At 42.9% G+C, this 17,455-nt stretch carries 14 protein-coding genes; 9 read left to right on the plus strand and 5 right to left on the minus strand.

From position 1 onward, the window contains the following. Nucleotides 1-44 precede the first annotated feature (44 nt). Entirely contained in the window at nucleotides 45-311 is a 267-nt protein-coding gene (locus ACXAEA_RS03235) for an IDEAL domain-containing protein (RefSeq protein ID WP_475094502.1), read from the plus strand. A gap of 70 nt (nucleotides 312-381) precedes the next feature. Here the strand turns inward: ACXAEA_RS03235 and ACXAEA_RS03240 are convergent, their stop codons facing one another. Beyond that, nucleotides 382-873, minus strand: a complete 492-nt coding sequence (locus ACXAEA_RS03240; RefSeq protein WP_475094503.1) for a sigma-70 family RNA polymerase sigma factor — start codon at nucleotides 871-873, stop codon at nucleotides 382-384. A 640-nt stretch (nucleotides 874-1,513) separates the two neighbouring features. Between ACXAEA_RS03240 and ACXAEA_RS03245 the strand changes: the two genes are divergently transcribed. Further along, nucleotides 1,514-2,062, plus strand: coding sequence for a competence protein ComK (locus ACXAEA_RS03245; RefSeq protein WP_475094504.1), 549 nt, complete (start codon nucleotides 1,514-1,516; stop codon nucleotides 2,060-2,062). Between the two features lie 72 nt (nucleotides 2,063-2,134). Here the strand turns inward: ACXAEA_RS03245 and ACXAEA_RS03250 are convergent, their stop codons facing one another. Then, complete coding sequence (locus ACXAEA_RS03250) at nucleotides 2,135-3,775, minus strand: bifunctional metallophosphatase/5'-nucleotidase (protein ID WP_475094505.1); 1,641 nt, start codon at nucleotides 3,773-3,775, stop codon at nucleotides 2,135-2,137. A 337-nt stretch (nucleotides 3,776-4,112) separates the two neighbouring features. Here ACXAEA_RS03250 and ACXAEA_RS03255 point away from each other — a divergent pair, with 337 nt between their 5' ends. The 7 genes from ACXAEA_RS03255 (at nucleotide 4,113) to galE (ending at nucleotide 11,221) form a co-directional block, all read left to right on the plus strand. Then, on the plus strand, nucleotides 4,113-5,132 hold the full coding sequence (locus ACXAEA_RS03255; RefSeq protein WP_475094506.1) for a tripartite tricarboxylate transporter substrate binding protein: 1,020 nt from the start codon (nucleotides 4,113-4,115) through the stop codon (nucleotides 5,130-5,132). 32 nt (nucleotides 5,133-5,164) lie between these two features. Next, complete coding sequence (locus tag ACXAEA_RS03260) at nucleotides 5,165-5,599, plus strand: tripartite tricarboxylate transporter TctB family protein (protein WP_475098047.1); 435 nt, start codon at nucleotides 5,165-5,167, stop codon at nucleotides 5,597-5,599. 15 nt (nucleotides 5,600-5,614) lie between these two features. Beyond that, nucleotides 5,615-7,117, plus strand: coding sequence for a tripartite tricarboxylate transporter permease (locus ACXAEA_RS03265; protein WP_475094507.1), 1,503 nt, complete (start codon nucleotides 5,615-5,617; stop codon nucleotides 7,115-7,117). Nucleotides 7,118-7,120: 3 nt separating this feature from the next. Beyond that, complete coding sequence (locus ACXAEA_RS03270; RefSeq protein WP_475094508.1) at nucleotides 7,121-7,780, plus strand: GntR family transcriptional regulator; 660 nt, start codon at nucleotides 7,121-7,123, stop codon at nucleotides 7,778-7,780. Then, the gene (locus tag ACXAEA_RS03275; RefSeq protein ID WP_475094509.1) at nucleotides 7,777-9,117 is read left to right on the plus strand and encodes an MmgE/PrpD family protein; all 1,341 of its coding nucleotides are present in this window, start codon (nucleotides 7,777-7,779) and stop codon (nucleotides 9,115-9,117) included. Before ACXAEA_RS03270 ends, ACXAEA_RS03275 begins: the two co-directional genes overlap by 4 nt. 72 nt (nucleotides 9,118-9,189) lie before the next feature. Beyond that, nucleotides 9,190-10,116 (plus strand): AEC family transporter, encoded by a 927-nt coding sequence (locus tag ACXAEA_RS03280; RefSeq protein WP_475094510.1) that lies wholly within the window; start codon nucleotides 9,190-9,192, stop codon nucleotides 10,114-10,116. Between the two features lie 136 nt (nucleotides 10,117-10,252). Next, complete coding sequence (gene galE / locus ACXAEA_RS03285; RefSeq protein ID WP_475098048.1) at nucleotides 10,253-11,221, plus strand: UDP-glucose 4-epimerase GalE; 969 nt, start codon at nucleotides 10,253-10,255, stop codon at nucleotides 11,219-11,221. A gap of 86 nt (nucleotides 11,222-11,307) precedes the next feature. Here the strand turns inward: galE and ACXAEA_RS03290 are convergent, their stop codons facing one another. From ACXAEA_RS03290 to ACXAEA_RS03300, 3 genes are all read right to left on the minus strand, one after another. Continuing rightward, nucleotides 11,308-12,273, minus strand: coding sequence for a LacI family DNA-binding transcriptional regulator (locus ACXAEA_RS03290; RefSeq protein ID WP_475094511.1), 966 nt, complete (start codon nucleotides 12,271-12,273; stop codon nucleotides 11,308-11,310). A 67-nt stretch (nucleotides 12,274-12,340) separates the two neighbouring features. Beyond that, nucleotides 12,341-13,945, minus strand: a complete 1,605-nt coding sequence (locus tag ACXAEA_RS03295; protein ID WP_475094512.1) for a glycoside hydrolase family 13 protein — start codon at nucleotides 13,943-13,945, stop codon at nucleotides 12,341-12,343. 53 nt (nucleotides 13,946-13,998) lie between these two features. Next, on the minus strand, nucleotides 13,999-17,358 hold the full coding sequence (locus ACXAEA_RS03300) for a GH36-type glycosyl hydrolase domain-containing protein (protein WP_475094513.1): 3,360 nt from the start codon (nucleotides 17,356-17,358) through the stop codon (nucleotides 13,999-14,001). Nucleotides 17,359-17,455: the final 97 nt, after the last annotated feature.

Raw genomic sequence — 17,455 nt, forward strand, 5'->3', positions numbered from 1 at the left:
TAAATAGTAACTAACAATTAACCCACAAAAAGGCAGGGATGACCATGAAAAATGAAAAGAATTCTAATTCCTATAAACAAGATTTGAACTTGAATATGTATATGGACGCAATACATGACCCTGACAATACGAACCTGATTTTAACCCGCAAAACAACAAGATATACGGATGGAGCGAATAAAATCATTCAAAAAGTCCAGAAGGAATTCCTTGAGAAGAAAAGGGCTGAAGAGATCGATTTAGCCTTAGCGAAAAAAGATAAAGAGCGTTTCATGGAATTGACTTCTAACAACTGGAAGGATGCTTTATAGAGTGAAAATGCAACTGAATCCAATTTAAAAAGCCTGAAACCAAGTGAGTAATCCGGTTTCAGGCTTTTTGTTAGTCAATAAGTTCAATAGAATCCTGCTTCAGTTTCTTCTTCGCTCCGCTCCTCCACTGCTTAACAGCTGATATAGAGACATGTTCTTTTTCTGCTATTTCCTTTATCGATAAAAATTCAACACATGTGTATATAACCCATTTTGTTTCTTTCTCAGTCAACGACTGGCAATAGCTTAATAAAAATTCAATTTCTAACGGGTTACCTGGATACTGATCTTCAACAGTTTCCCAATATTCTTCCATTGGATAGACGTTTCGTTCCTCCTGTTTATTATTCCGGTTCAACTCATTTAAGATTTGCCCCTTTATATAGGAATATGCATAGTTAGCAAATTCACCTTTATCAGGGTCAAACGCTTCAGCTGCTTCCCAAAGGCCAACAAGTCCTGTATGAAAATATTCTTTTTTATTTTTATAGATATTAAGGGAACGAATAATCTTGTGGATCATTGGCTCAAATTGCTTTGCTAACTGCTCGAAATTCTCCATTTGCAATCCTTTCAGATCGCGCGCGTATATGTTGTATTCCCGGGTAGTTTTAACTTAGCGCATCTGCAAGGGGATAAGCCAAACTTGAAAATTCATTTTTGAGCGAAAAAAGACACGGTATTTATACCTTTTAGCGGTCAAAATTGAATTATCGAGAGTTATTAGACAATTTCATGATTAAAGACTATAAAAATGATTTTTCTTATAAATTGTGAATATTGTTTGGCAGGCATTTAAAAATATTTTTTAGAAGAGGTTAGTACTATGGCTGGATAATAAATATACGAATATACAGTAAAAGGGGATGGAAAAGTATTAAAATACCGAAAAAAAAGAAGAATTGAAAAATAAGTCTTATATTATACTGAAAAAATGATATTTTAACAATATTCCGTTAGGTGCATCTTCATTGATCCTGTTTTTAGACAATGTATAGGCGATTTACTTATAAAAGGGAAAATTTATATAATATACCTGTTAGGGTTATTCTGTTTGTGGAGGTGAGGAGTATTATTTTAGGATGAAAAAAGCCCCCGGGAAATGTCTTGGAGGACTCCCGGGGACTGTGGGTTGGGTATACCAACTATGTTAGTATACCCTTTCTGTAAGATTAATCAATAGACTTAAGGAGAGGGTTCGAATGGAGATGCTAACTGAGTACATAATCAATCAAGAGACAGTGCTGGTGACTGGGGAATTCGATGAATATGGAAAACTTTGCACCAGAGTAATCGAAGGTGAAAAGACTTTCCTAGTAGATATGAGACCGATAGAAATGATTAATGAAACGATGTTGGAATTGGGATCGGATTTCAAAACTGGCAGGAAATGCTCAAGAAGAATTCTTGGCAATATCAGTATGTGTCCAATAAAGATTAACTGTAACCTTGGAATTTGGTTGTTCCCGACTAAATCATACACTGATGAATACTGTATCTGGTTCTCACTCACTCATGTTAAGGGTACAAAATCTATTGGAGTTCGCAGAACTGAAGTTCAACTAAGCTACGGACATAAAGTTGTCGTCACGATGAAGGAATCATCCTTTAATCAAAAACGCAAAAAAGCCGAGGATCTTAGAGAGCGGATGACCAAAAATTCAAAAGGATCCCTTACCTTCTATATTGAGCAGAAGAAGGGAATTAGCCTGGTTGAGGAAGACGGTGCTAAGAGATATACAATTAAGTGAAAGAAAAATAGAATAGCTATTTTAAAGTAAAAGAAAGGGAGAAGCACTGAGGCTTTCTCCCTTTCTCCATTTTTATTGATTCGAAATATTGACAATTCGTCCTTCGGTAGTTGGATTAACTGTTTTATTTTCTTGTGCACCGACATATTCCGTGAAGATTTCCCAATCAACAAAGCCTGGCTCGCTGACACGGCCTTCATTGTAAGCTTTTGCAAAAACTTCATATCCATCTCCGCCTTTTGCAGTGAAGGTATTGGTTGCGACGGCATATGTCTTGCTAGGGTCCAAAGTGACGTAATTAACGTCATCTTCTTTCACTTCAATAGTCTGGACTTTCTGTCCAACAGGTTTGCTGCTGTCGTAAGTGAATTTCAATCCTGAGACTTGAAGGAAACCGCCGAATGCCTTTGATGGGGCATCCTTTACGCTGTATTCTAATGCTTCTTTAATTTCAGCACCAGTCAGCTTCATAATCCCTAAGGAGTTTCCGAAAGGCATTACCTCTAATACTTTAGCCAATGATATATCTCCAGCACTTACGGATGTTCGGATTCCGCCTCCGTTTTGAAGGGCAATGACAGTATCCGGATTAATCGTCTTCGCTTTTGCAAGCATACCGTCAGTAATCAAGTTTCCTAAGTTTGTTTCACCTGTTCGGGCAGGTGGGTTTCCGCCGATCAAGTCAACTGTGGTTTTTCCGATGATTGTATTTTTCATCTGATCAACTGCAGGTTTATATTTTTCTTCTAAAATTTTTGCAGCTTCAGTGTCAACTTCGAAAGTGCTGACTTTAAGTAATTCGCCTGCATGCTCAACAACTTTTCCTTTTTTATCAAATTGAACATTAAGGGTTCCAAGGAATTTACCATATTCATTCGCTTGGACAATAACCGTTGGTTCTGCACCTGCATCCACTAATACAGGCTTATCCAACTGAACATGAGTATGGCCGCCAACGATGATGTCAATGCCATCTACCTCTTGAGCAAGTGTCAAATCGTTATCTCCACCGCCATCGTTAAGTCCGATGTGGGTAAGTGCGATAATTTTATTGACGCCAATCTTTTCAAATGCTTTTACAGCTTTCTTTGCTTCCCCGATATAGTCAGTAAATTCTACACCTTCACCAGGGCTAGAGATGTCTACAGTCTCAGCAGTAGTCAGACCGAAAATCCCGATTCTTTCCCCATTAATTACCTTGACGACTCCGTTGTATATTTGTCCGTCAAAAGGTCGAGGCGTGATTTTATCATGGTCGTTCTCTGCGAGATTCGCGTCATTTTCAAAATTAACATTCGCGCTGACAAACGGGAAATTCGCCTTGTTAACAAAATTAGCTAAAGTTTCTGTACCTTTATCAAACTCATGGTTACCAAAAGTCATAGCATCATAACCTAATAGGTTCATGAATTCTAAGTCTGCTAAACCTTGATACTCATTGAAATACAACGTTCCGGAAAAAACGTCACCTGCATCAAGTAGAAGTGCATTTGGATTTTCTTCCCGTACTTGCTTAACAGCAGTTACTCGCTTAGCGATATCATCTAAATGGGCATGGGTATCATTCGTGTGCATAATGGTTAAATCGAAAGAGTGTTTTCCTTGCTTTACATCCTTGTGTGCGAAAGCCGTAGGTGCCGCCACACCTGCTAATAGAGCTGCAGCGCTTAAAAGTGATAAAAATTTACGGGAAAGCTTTTTCTGGTAAAACATATAAAACCTCCTCATATTATGTAAAGTCTGTACTTGATAAGCTGCTAATAGTGCAGCCGACTAGCACATCACTTATATTCTATCAAATTTATAAAGAATTGGACTGAATTTACTATATTTTAATTTTATTCTAAAAATTTCACATGAATGTGGTTTTCCAATGGTTTCTATTGGTAGTCCAGCCGAAAATGGCTGGGCTATTTTAATTACCTAGTTGGATATCCCTCTCATTGTATACAAAAATTAAAATTTTTAGAAAAAACATTGTATTTTGAAAGCGTTTTATTTATACTAAGTAACAAATGGTATACCATTTAATTGGAGAGGAGATAACAAAATGAAAAAGAATTGGCTTCTGGTTTTATTTTCAATTGTTGTAATGCTTTTGGCTGCATGTAATTCTCCGCAAAGCTCAGGTGAAGTGAAAGCGAACAATGGAAACGCTTCGGGCAAAGAAGCAAAGAATTTCCCTGAAAAACCAATCACGATTCTAGTACATACAAGTGCTGGTGGTCCGACGGATTTAATGGCCAGGGAGCTGGCGAAGGCCGCTGAACCAATCCTGGGTCAGAAAATCCTTGTTGAAAACCGTCCTGGAGGCAGTGGTGCAACTCAGATGGCAGGTTTGAAGTCGGCAAAATCTGATGGCTATACTCTTGGTGCTATGACGCCATCTCAAATTGGATTAATTGAAGGTACCTTAAAAGACCAATATAAACTGGATGATTTCAGCTGGATTTCAAGGGCACAGGTCGACCCTTATGTAATTGTTGTAAACAAGAAGAGTCCTTTTAACACCTTGGAGGAACTTGTGGCTTACGCGAAGGAAAACCCAGGAAATCTGAAGGTTGGCGGATATGGAGCAATCGGCTCTGGACATAATGTTGCCTGGAATATCTTTGCCGATAAAGCTGGCATTGATGCAACTTGGGCAGCATATGAAAGCACTGGGGATGCTGTAACGGCGATCCTTGGGAACCACATTGATGTAGCGAATTCAAATCCAGGTCAGGTAAGCCAGTATGCCGAATCTGGCGAGCTTAAGGTATTGGGTGTCATGAGTGATGAAAGACTGGAAGATCTTCCAGATGTCCCTACCTATAAGGAAGCTGGATATGATGTTGACACTAGCTGGGCACAGTTCAGAGGAATTTTTGCTCCAGCCGGTGTAAGCGAGGAAGTCCAGGAAAAACTGAGCAACGCTTTTGCAGAAGCGATGGAAACTGAAGGCTACAAAGATTATATGAAAAAGGCACAGATGGTCAAGGGGTCCATGAGCAATAAAGATTTCACAGAATACATCAATAAACAATCCAAATTAACAAAAGAGTGGTATGAGCGATTAGGTGTTAAGTAGTAAATAAAGCAGAGGTGTTCCAATTGAAATCGATGACGGCAAATGCTATAGGATGTATCTTTTTTATATTAATAGGAATATGGTTTTTAATAAATTCGTTATTCTTGACAGGCACGCAAAATGCGATGGATGTTGGCCCCTCTGCTTTTCCAATCCTTTCTTCCGTTGGTATTATCCTTGCATCCGCACTTTATCTGGTACGGGAATTGAGAAGTGGGAAGAAGGATGAAGCTGAGAGAATATTGATCAGGAATCAGAATAAAGTGCTGCTTTCGATGATTCTTCTTGTCGCGTATGTTCTTGTCATGCAAGTTGCGGGTTACTATATCTCAAGTTTCCTGTTTATTCCCTTGTTCTTATTTGCGGTTGGAGTAAAGCGGATTGTTCAGCTTATTCCCATAAGTGCAGGTTTTGTGTTATTTGCCTATATTGTGTTTGATATCCTACTTGGGGTGCCAATGCCATAGAAAGGAGGAGATAAGATGATTGAATCATTACTGTCAGGATTTGAAATGGTATTTTCTCTAAAAGTATTATTGGCAATCCTCGCCGGTTCTCTAATCGGATATTTTGTCGGAGCTCTTCCAGGCTTAACCCCGAGTGTGGGTATCGCGATCCTAGTCCCGATTACCTTCACGATGGAGCCGGTACCAGCTTTGGTATTGCTGGTTTCCCTTTATGTAGCTGCAGAGTATGGAGGTGGCATCACGGCGATTCTTTTGAATGCTCCTGGTACACCAGCAGCTGCTGCGACTTCATTCGATGGCTACCCATTAGCAACAAATGGCCAAGCGGGAAAAGCGCTGACCGTATCCATCCTTGCCTCAGGAATCGGGGCATTCATCAGTTCGGTGCTGTTAATTTTTACCGCAGTACCTATGGCTCACTTCGCGCTTCAATTCGGGCCACTCGAGTACTTTGCTCTGGCCATCTTCGGATTAAGCTTGATTAGCAGCCTAAGTGAAGGGTCGATGGCTAAGGGATTTATTGCGATGTTCTTTGGACTGTTAATTATCTCAATTGGTATTGATCCTATTGTTGGTGTCCCGAGATTTGCATTTACCAATAGTTTACTTGGTGGTATACCATTTCTCCCTGCCTTAGTCGGCCTGTTTGCTCTATCTGAGGTATTATTCATGATTGAAAACTCAGATGAGAAAAGAAAGAAAGTTGAAAAGATTACTGGTTTAGGAGTTTCGAAAGCGGATATCTCGAAAATTAAGAAGACATTGTTCCTTAAAGCACCTATTCTCGGATATGTAATCGGGGTCATTCCTGGGGCAGGAGCAACAATTGCGTCACTCATTAGCTATAATGAAGCAAAACGCTCATCAAAAGAGAAAAATACGTTTGGAAAAGGGAATATTGAAGGAATTGCAGCCTCTGAAGGAGCGAATAATGCTGCTGTTCCTGGCGCGCTGGCACCTTTGTTGTCCTTGGGTATCCCTGGGTCTGCAAGTGCGGCGATTTTGATTGGTGCCTTGACGATGCAGGGGCTGCAGCCTGGTCCTAAACTATTTTCGGATAATCCGGAAATCCCTTACTCGCTGTTTGCGGCTTTATTAATCTCAGTTCCTATAATGTTAGTTTTAGGGTTGCTCGGTGTTCGTCTATGGGTGAATGTAACAAAAATACCTAAGAATATTTTAGCTGTAATTGTTTCGGGTATTTGTATCATAGGAGCATACGCATACAGCAATTCAATGTACTCTGTATGGGTTATGGTTATTTTCGGGATCTTCGGTTATTTAATCAGGAAAATTAAAATCCCGACGACTCCAATAGTTCTGGCAATGGTGTTAGGATTTATGATGGAAGTTAATTTCAGAAGAGCGATGATTGTATCTGGCGGAGAATTCTCCTTTATTTTCTCGCGTCCGATATCATTAATTTTAATCGTATTATCCATCATTACCTTGATTGTCCCAATCATCCAAAGTAAAAAGAAAAAGAGCGATGATGAAAACTTGAATATAGGAGCATGAATAATGGCAGTTGCAAATGGTGTAAAAGGAAATTCTGTTTACGATTATTTATACAATGCGATAAGAACAGGTGATATAAAAGCAGGACAGACATTAACTGAACGCGGACTGGCAGAAAAACTTGGCGTCAGTCGGACGCCGATCCGTGAGGCCATCCGCAAGCTTGAGGAGCATGGTCTCGTAAAATATGAACCTCATAAAGGCGTAAAGGTGATTACTTTATCAATTGAAAAAGTAAATCACTTATATGAAGTTCGTGAGCTATTAGAAGGTTTATCTGCTAGAACTCTTGCACAGCTGGATGATCAAGAAGCAATGATGGAACTTGACCATTATATCGAAATCGCCGAAAAGGAAGCGAAACTGAATAATGTAAAAGAACTATCCAGAATTAACTCGCAATTTCATCAGGCAATGGCGAGATTATCGAAGAATGTGTATTTGGAGGACATCATGCATATGCTGCAAACACATATAAGCCTGATGATGTCGACATCACTATCTTATTCTGGCCGTCCGCTGGAAAATATCGAAGAACACAAGATGATTATTAAAGCAATTAAATCAGGTGACAGCGAGCATGCTGAAAATGTTGCCCGATTCCATGTCAGGCAATCAAGGGAACATGCTTTAAAAATGATGGAAAAGGATGGTTTACAATGATCACAAACTTACTCGTACAGAACGTTTTGAATACAAAATTTACTGATATCCCAGAAGAAGTAAAGCTTCATGGTAAAAGAAGTCTTTTGAACTGGATGGGGGTAGCGGTTGGGGCTTCGAACCATCCATCTGTTGATATGGTGCTTGGGCTAAAAGAAGACATCAATTCAGCCGAACAAGTTTCTGTTTTTGGAAGAAAAGAAAAAGTGGATCTACTTTTAGGAAGTTTGATTAATGGTATGTCATCTCATATTTTTGATTATGATGACACCCATCTTGATACCATCCACCATCCAAGCGGTCCGGTAGCTCCTGTCGTCCTTGGGCTTGCAGAAAAGCTAAACCTTTCTGGTGAAAAGGCACTTCATTCATTTGTTTTAGGCTGTGAAGTGGAGCTGCGCATTGCAAATGCAGTTTATCCAAGCCACTATCATCTTGGCTATCATATTACAAGTTCTACAGGAGTATTCGGAGCAGCAGTCGCGGCTGGTATTTTACTTGAGCTTAATGAAGAACAAATGACATGGGCGCTTGGAATCGCTGGTACACAATCATTCGGCTTGCGAGAAATGTTCGGCACAATGACAAAGCCATTCCACCCTGGAAAGGCGGCTCAGAACGGATTGATGGCCGCCCTATTGGCAAAGAAAAACTTTACAAGTTCAACGGAAGTTTTAGAAGCGAAGAGAGGCTTTGCGAATGTGCTTGCGCCAGAGCATGATTTGTCAAAGGTGAATGTGAAGTGGGGAGAGGAATGGGAGCTTTTGAAAAATAGCTTTAAACCATATGCATGCGGCATTGTACTCCATCCTGCGATTGATGCCTGCATCGCGCTTGGGAAGCAAGTGTCTGCAGAGGATGTTGACCGCATCGAGCTAGTGGTGAACCCATATGTATTGGAGTTGACCGGCAAACCTGCTCCTGCAACTGGCCTGGCTGGCAAATTCAGCATTTTCCATACAGGGGCTGTTGCATTCCTGGAAGGTGATGCAGGTGAGAACCAATACGCTGATTCCAAGGTTACTGACCCAAAGGTGATAGATTTCAGAGCGAAAATCAAGCCAAGCGTGGACGAAAACGTCAAGGAAGAAGAAGTTTATGCAACAGCGTTTTTAAAGAACGGGGAAAAAATCGAGCATGTGGTTAAAAATGCTACTGGAAGTATCGAGAATCCAATGACGGATGAGGATCTTATCAGGAAGTTCAAGAATTTGACTGATCAAATCCTCGGGGATGATCAAGCAAATGAGCTTATTGATGTGATGTACAAGATTGATAAATTTGAGGAATTGAGCTCACTTTTTGAGTTGACAAACCCTTATAAACAAACAGTTTAATTAGAGGGGAAGGGGTCTTTTATAAAAGGGCTCCTTCTGTTTGTTTATTTTTGGTTAGAAAGAAGGAATACGATGTCTATCCTTTTAAGCGTTATGATTAATGTGATTGTTCCGATGTTTACCCTTGTTGTTGCTGGCGTGCTCATGCACAGGAAATTCGCCTTTAATCTGCAGACATTCAGCCAGCTGATCATATATTTATTGCTGCCAGTTGTCGGCTTTTTGAATATTTATGAATCTGACATGTCGAGCGATATCATTTGGCTCGTGTTGTTTTACTTAGCATTGTTCAATGCAGTACTAATCGTGATTTCACTAGTAATCTGCAAGATTTTCAAATTTGACAGGAAGCTTTCTGCCACTTTCCAGAATAGCTCTGTCCTCAGCAACTCAGGCAATTATGGACTTCCGGTAAGCAGTCTGGTATTTGTACATAATCCACTTGGGCTTTCCATTCAAGTAGTTGTTGCAATCGCACAGAATGTATTGACGTATACATGGGGGTTTTATAACTCAGTTTCTGCATCAACCGAGGGCAGCGGAGTTATTAAAAAAATACTCAAACTCCCAATTCTTCATGGCGTAATACTTGCCTTGCTTCTCAGGTATTTTGAGATCGAAATACCACATTATATTTATACTCCTATTGAAAATGCAGCTAATGCTTTCGTGGCAATCGCCCTGATTACGCTAGGCAGTCAAATTGCCTATATAAATATAAAATCAATTTCAAAGATAGTAATCTTCTCATCAATCTTTCGTTTGGTATTTTCCCCTGCAGTTGGTTTGTGCATCATCCTGTTGTTGAACATCGAGGGGACAATCGCACAGGCATTATTCATTGCCAGCTCCTTCCCATCAAATAGGAGTGCCTCATTACTGGCATTGGAATATGATAACTATCCAGAAATCGCCTCATCAGTCGTCGTCATCACCACCCTTGCCAGCTGTATCACCGTTGCGGTTGTAATTTATCTATCTAAGTTGATCTTTGTATAGAAATTAAAAGCCTGAAAACTTAGGCATGCAGTTTTTTTAAAACCCGTGTCTGTCACCCTGAAACAGTTTTTGGTTCATTAAACCTGATTCCTTAATAAATTTATATATAAGTATGAATTGAAAAGGAGGTCAGGATATAATTCTAGTAGTCGGTGGTGCAGGATATATCGGCAGTCATCTTGTTGAGGAATTGGTTAAAAGGTGCAATGTTATCGTGTTGGATAATTTATCAACTGGCCGCGAGGAGGCAATTGATCCGCGGGCGGAGTTTGTTAAAGGGGATTTGGGTAGTGAAAGTGACCTTGAAGCTGTTTTCAGAAATTACCCAATCAATGCAGTTATGCACTTTGCTGCAAATAGTCTCGTAGGAGAATCTGTGATTGACCCTATTAAGTACTATGAAAACAATTTAGCATCTACTCTTAAATTGTTAAAAGTAATGCTGAAAAACAATGTGAGGAATTTCATCTTCTCCTCGACAGCAGCGACCTACGGAATTCCAGATGTGGAGATCATCAGTGAAGACAGCAGGACGCAGCCAATCAATCCATATGGCCAGTCCAAGCTGATGGTAGAGAATATACTGGCTGATTTTGCGGTTGCATATGACCTCCGCTATGTAGTATTGCGATACTTCAACGCTGCAGGGGCAAGTGCGTCAGACAGAATCGGCGAAATGCACGATCCGGAGACGCATTTGATTCCAATCATCCTACAGCATCTATTAGGCCATCGTGAGCAAATCTCTATTTTTGGCGATGATTATGATACGCCAGACGGCACATGCATACGCGATTACATTCATGTCACAGACCTTGCGAACGCTCATATAGCAGCCCTTGATTCTTTGCTGAATGGAAAGAATCATACGGAGACATATAACCTTGGCAACGGTCAGGGCTATTCTGTAAAAGAAGTCATTGATACATGTGAGAAAGTGACGGGCAGAAAAGCGAATGTGGTCATTGCTGAACGACGCGCAGGGGACCCGGCAAGATTAGTAGCATCTGCTGAAAAAATCCGCCAGGCAATTGGCTGGAAGGCTGAAAGGAATCTGGAAGAGATCATTTCGAGTGCGTGGAAGTGGCATCAAGGAATTAAGTAAATAAGTAAATAAGTAAATAAGTAAATAAGTAAATAAGTAAATAAGTAAATAAGGAGCCTGTCTGTGACGGGCTCCTTTGCTTGTTCTTATACATTTTGCACCGAATCCCCAGTTATCAGCGTCACATAAATCCGTTCGTTTTCCGCTGGTTCGTTTGCGATCAACTTCAACAAATGTTCAGCTGAGACAGCACCCCATTTTCTTTCAGAGTAGTCGATGGTTGCGAGTCTTGGCTGGATGTATTGGGTAAGCTCGATGTTGTCGAATCCGATGATGTGGATGTCTTTCCCGATCTCGTATTTTGTTTTTGCAAGATAGTTGTACATCCCGATGGCCATTTCATCGTTCAGGCAGAAAACTGCCACGGGTTCGGTGAATTCCTTGACGATCTGTTTAGCAGCTTTTTCGCCGGCAGGCTTGTTGAAATCGCCCGGTATTTCGTGATAGTCGATGTCGTTATATCTTTTCACAGCCTGGCGCACGGCTTCAATGCGCTGCACGGCATCATAAGAACCTTCTGGGCCGCTGACCGCATAAATTTTCCGGTGGCCTTTCTCGATCAGGTGATCGATCGCAAGGGTTGCGCCTGAAGTATTATGCAATAACACTTGATTTATGTTAGAATGTTCCAATTCTCTATCCATGACAACGATTTTATGGCCGGCGTTCGCGTGCTTGAGCAGTTCCTCGCTTGAAAATGAGAAATCGAGGACGATAGCGCCGTCAATCATCCGTTCCGGAATAAACCGATGCGACTCCTTGCCGCTGCAGACTATCATCTCGTATCCTTTGTTATTGAGGGCGTCCTGAATGCCCTGCAGCAGTTCTCCGTAAAACGCACCACCGTAATTGGTCAGAAAGACGCCGATGATTTTCGTTTCCCGCTTTTTCAATGAGCGGGCAGCGGCGTTCGGGACATAATTCAGTTCCTTCGCTATGGCAAGGATTTTCGCCGCTGTTTCCTCGGTTACCTTAGGGCTGCCATTAAGAGCATAGGAAACAGTCGATATCGAAACGCCTGCTTTTTTCGCTATATCTTTAATACTTGCCACGATACTCTCTCCTGTCTCATCAGTAAGCTCTCTATTTATTATACATTGTGAGCGTTTCCATCTATAGTTAATTTTTCAGTTTATAAACAATCGCCTCGTATGGACGCAATTTTTCAGCAGGGGAGTCATAGTTATGGAGGACGATTTCTCCGTCACATACTAACGAACTATCAACCTCTCTGTCGGTAAAATTGCACAATACCCGCAATTGTTCATTATGATAGGTTCTTTCGTAAGCGAAAATCTCCGGTTCACTGTCAAGCAGGCGGTAGTCTCCGTAAACAATCAGCTCATTATTCTTACGCAGTTCGATCAGCTTTTTGTAAAATTGGTAGACAGACTTTTCACTATTTGTATCATTCTCAACGTTGATGGTCGAGTAATTGGGATTAACCCCAATCCATGGTTCTCCTTCGGTAAAACCGGCATGGGACTCGTCGCTCCACTGCATCGGCGTCCTTGCGTTATCACGGCCTTTTACATAAATCGATTCCATGATGTCTTCATGCTCAAAGCCTTGCTCGATCCGCTCTCTATACATATTGAAGGTTTCGATATCGCGATAAGAATCCAACTCAGTAAACTGAACATTCGTCATCCCGATTTCCTCACCCTGGTAAATATAAGGCGTCCCTCTCATCAAATGGAGCAGGGAAGCGAGCATTGTCGCACTTTCGTACCGATACTCCTGATCATTTCCCCAGCGCGAAACGATTCGAGGCTGGTCGTGGTTGCTCCAGAAAAGACTATTCCAGCCTTTGCCCGCAAGTCCAGTCTGCCAGTTTGACAGCACACTCTTCAAATCCGCCAGCTCAAGTTGCTTCAAATCCCATTTTTGCTTGCCTGCTTGTTCGTCGAGAGCAATATGCTCAAACGAGAACACCATATCGAGTTCCTTCCGTTCAGGACTCGTAAAGAGAATGCCTTTTTCCAAATCTGCTCCGCCGGTTTCGCCGACCGTGACGATGTCTGCATCTTCTAGAACTTCGCGGTGCATCTCCTGCAGGTACGTATGCAGCAGGGGACCGTTGGCGATGATGTCCTGATCCAGTTCTTTCGCAATCAAGTCAATAACATCAAATCGGAAGCCTTTGATTCCTTTGTTGATCCAGAAGCGCATCACATCATAAATCGCCTCGCGGACAGGTGGGTGGTGCCAGTTCAGGTCAGGCTGTTTCTTGCTGAACATATGCAGATAGTACTGGCCAGTTTGTGAGTCATGCTCCCAAGCGGTGCCGCTGAAAATGGACTGAAGGTCACTCGGAGGACAGTCGTCCACGCCATCACGCCAGACATAATAGTCGCGATACGGGTTATCCTTGCTGCTCCTTGACTCGATGAACCAAGGGTGCTCGTCGGACGTATGATTCGCGACGATATCCATCATGATACCCATCCCGCGCTTTGCAGCCTCGGCAATAAGCAAATCCATATCTTTCATCGTGCCAAATTCGGGATGGATTTGATAATAATCGCTGATATCATAGCCATTGTCATCATTCGGCGACGCATAGACCGGACACAGCCAGATCATGTCGGCTCCAAGTTCCTTGATATAATCGAGCTTCGAGAGGATTCCCTGCAAATCGCCGATGCCATCCCCGTTCGAATCCTTGAAGCTGCGAGGGTACACCTGGTAAACCACGCTTTTATGCCACCATTTGCTGTCCATATTCCTAACCCCCAAATATGAAAAATGAAGCGGCCTTGTGGGCCGCTCGTTTTTTACAAATAAACTTCAATCGTATTATTCTCTTCATTCAGTTTCTCAAGCTCAGCAGCGCTGATACGGTAGCCGCCGTCACGATAACGGTTGGACACGCGTTCCGCAGCAACTTCCTGCCCGTTGATCTTCACGTCTGCTTTATTTCCAAAATGGTAAGCGATTGTCACTGGTTTCCCGTCGATATTGAACGTGAACTCAAGCCCGTCTTTTTCCTCTGGAAGAACAGGGTCGATCACGAGATCCTGACCTTCGCGGCGGATGCCAAGTGCGTTCGAAATCAGCTGGTTCATGTAGATTCCAGGGCCGCTTGAGTAAATGCGCCAGCCGCCTTTTACAGGAGCGGAGCCGTCGCGGAGCTTTTCAAAATTCTCCGCTGCCTCATAACGCGTGTTGAACTTGCCGTCAGAGCTGCTGAAGTAGGCATTGCTCTGGCGCAATTCCGCGTTCGGAACGACCTTCTGGATGCCGATCGGGTTGATCGTCTGCAGTCCAGTCCAAACCTCATCAACTTTGCCGAGCTTCGCCATTGCCTCAACGAAACGGATGTGGGCATGTACGTATTGCAGGCCGATTTCACGTCCGAAGTTCGCTGCCTGCTCGGCACGCTTGAAGTTCGTGCTCACTCCGCCTTTATAAGTCGCAGGGCGGTCCATCAGGCGCACGCCATCCGGATGGTACAGGCGCTCTTTGATGATTTGATAATGTGATTCCGCCTGTTCCGGCGTCAAAAGTTCGCCTATCATGCTTCGCGTCATAGGCAGAAGACGGTATTGGATGCCCGTTTTTGTATCAGTAGGGTGGACCATCAGTTCCGGCTTGTCCGCTTGATCCATGAACACGAAGCCAGGGATTGTTTCGGTTGACAGCATGTATTTATTGAAATCTTCCTTGATTCCAGCTGCCATTGTGCTAAGTTCATCTGCAAGCTGTGCATCTTCTTTTGGTAAAAGCGATGCGAAGTGGCTTACGACCTGGTAGGTCAGCGCAACTGTCCAGCTGCTGGCCATATACTGCTTCAGCTGTGCGTTCGCCGGCTGGAGCGTGTCATCCCAGTCTCCATCTCCGTATGATGATAAATACGTATCATGTAAAAAATGATCCTTGATATATTGAAGCTGCTTTTTCACATGGTCAAGCAAGGTTTCTTTTTCCGCGGTGAATTCAAAGCTGCCTTTTTCTGTATAAGGAAGCTGTTCGCTTAAAATTGTGTAATCATTCGTTGCGCGCAGATATTCAACGATGACCTTCAACGGCCAGACGATGATGTCGCCGTGGCTTTCTTCCTGCTGGAAGCGGTAGTAATTATCGAACATGAACCACTGCGGCCAGTTTCCATCATCACTGTACTGGTGGGAGTAGACCGTCTTGATGATGTCCTTCACATTTTCATATTTCTGCGTCGCGATGAAATACTCAGTCGGTCCCTGGCAGACATCCCGCGTTCCCCAGGCAGCGCCGCCGTACTGCTCAAGACCATGAGGCACAGAGTAGTGGACGAGCATATTATGCGTGTACCACCATGCAAGTGCATTGATTTTCTTGAGTTCTTCAGTCGCTTCACCGTTTTGCGCAAGCTTGAATCCATTCATTGTTTCAGCGAAAAACTCGCGGTATTTGGCGATTTCTTCTTTTGCTTCACCAGTTGCGAACGGAATTTCTTCTCCATCAAGAAGACCCTGAATCACGATATTCCACTCAGTAGCTTCGTTCAGCTCGATCACAGACAAAGATGCAGCATCTGCGTCAATGTTCTCGCCAAACACGCTGGAATCCTTCACTTCAAATTCGCTGCTGATTTGCATGCGATAACTGAGGTTAGGGAAGACATCCGAGCTGTCGGATTCTTCTGCTGCTGTAAAAGTAAGGACATTTCCGTCCTGCTCCATTTTAAATGGCTGGGCATACTCGTTGTTGTTCATCGAAACCTGGTTCGTCACGAGATAGCGGTACGCCTTTGCATTAGCAGAGCGGACCTGCAGCTGCAATTGTGGAGAATCAACGGCTGTGTGAGTTGTGACGATAATCATGTCATCATCCGTCTTGTAGAACCAGCGGCCATAATTGAAGCCCATCTCAAACATCGAAGGCATCGTTAGCAGGCGGTATTCGTCTTCAATTTCAACATAAACCCTCTGGCCGGAAGTCTTCATCACATTCAGCGCGTTGCGGGCATTCGTCAGCATCTTGTTGAAAGACGTGTTGCCTACAACAATGTGAGAGTTGAAGATTCCGTACATATATAAAGAAGTCGTCAGGACATTTTTGATATTATCGACGTTTCCGCCTGTCATCAGGATATGCCCGTGCGGACGCTCAACAAGCAATTCTTTTTCCTTTAAAACGACATGCTCATGCTGCTCCGTGAAGAAGGACAGCAATGCATCGCCGGATGTTTCTTCCTGATGGCGGTGTGGGAACAGCTCGTCAATTTCTTCTTTCGTCATCGAAACCGTTTCTAAAGGTTTTCCAAAAGAAGGGGAGGGCTGTACTGGCGTTAAGTCAGCAGCTTTCGCGCCGTCAAATGACTGGACACTTTCCCAGGCTGCCGCTACTTCATCAGCAAATTCCAATTCTGTTACTGCTGCCGGATGGTTCTCTTTGAACATTCCGTAGAATACGAATTGCGCTTTGCCATCCAAGTTCACTTTTTCAGACTGCAATGCCGTATAAGCAAATTCATATTGATAGACTTCATTCGCAAGATTCTCTTTCGTTAAAATTTCAGGGATGTCCGTTTCTTTATAAGACAATCCGAAAAATTGGAATCCGTCAGTTGAATATCCTGTTGCCTTCGTCAGCGAACCCTGCTGCACATATGGGAAGCAGCCGCCGCTCATCGGCTGGTTCTGGCGGGAGCAGACAACATAGCCTTTTTCTGTGTCGTTGAAAACATTGTGGTCGATATACTGTGACATATACGCTTCGTTCGTGCGTACAGCGCCCTTGTCAGCAAGGCCCATGTCCTGACCGTAGATCACATCGATCACCGCATTGCTTCCTTCCACTTCAACATCCCAGAACCAGACTCCGCCCTTTGCCAGGGTAAAATTTACCTGGTATTGAAGGCCGGCAGCATTGCCCTGCCATAAAACCTGATTGTCATAGTGGCGGACAGTGCTCGCTGATTTTGAGCCAAGCAGGGGATAGAACTCAATTCCATTCTCCCTGTGGATGCGCAAAAATAAGTTATTCATAGAGCCATCGATCGGATTCGAAAGCCACTGGTTGATCATCGTCGATTGATTCGCGATCTCATAAACATCGCCGCTATTCAAAAACGTAAAGCTAAGATCATTTGCCTGTATGGTGAACTTTGACTGTGTCATCGGTGTCAACTTCTTTCCTTTTAGGTTTGTCATTCGTAATACTACTTTTGCTGGCTGAAGTGTAAAACCAGCTTCAACCGTTAATGAATTTCAAGTAACCGTTAATAAAATGGCTCCAACTGGAGGTAAA

This window comes from Mesobacillus sp. ABV4_180 (genome assembly GCF_056158485.1).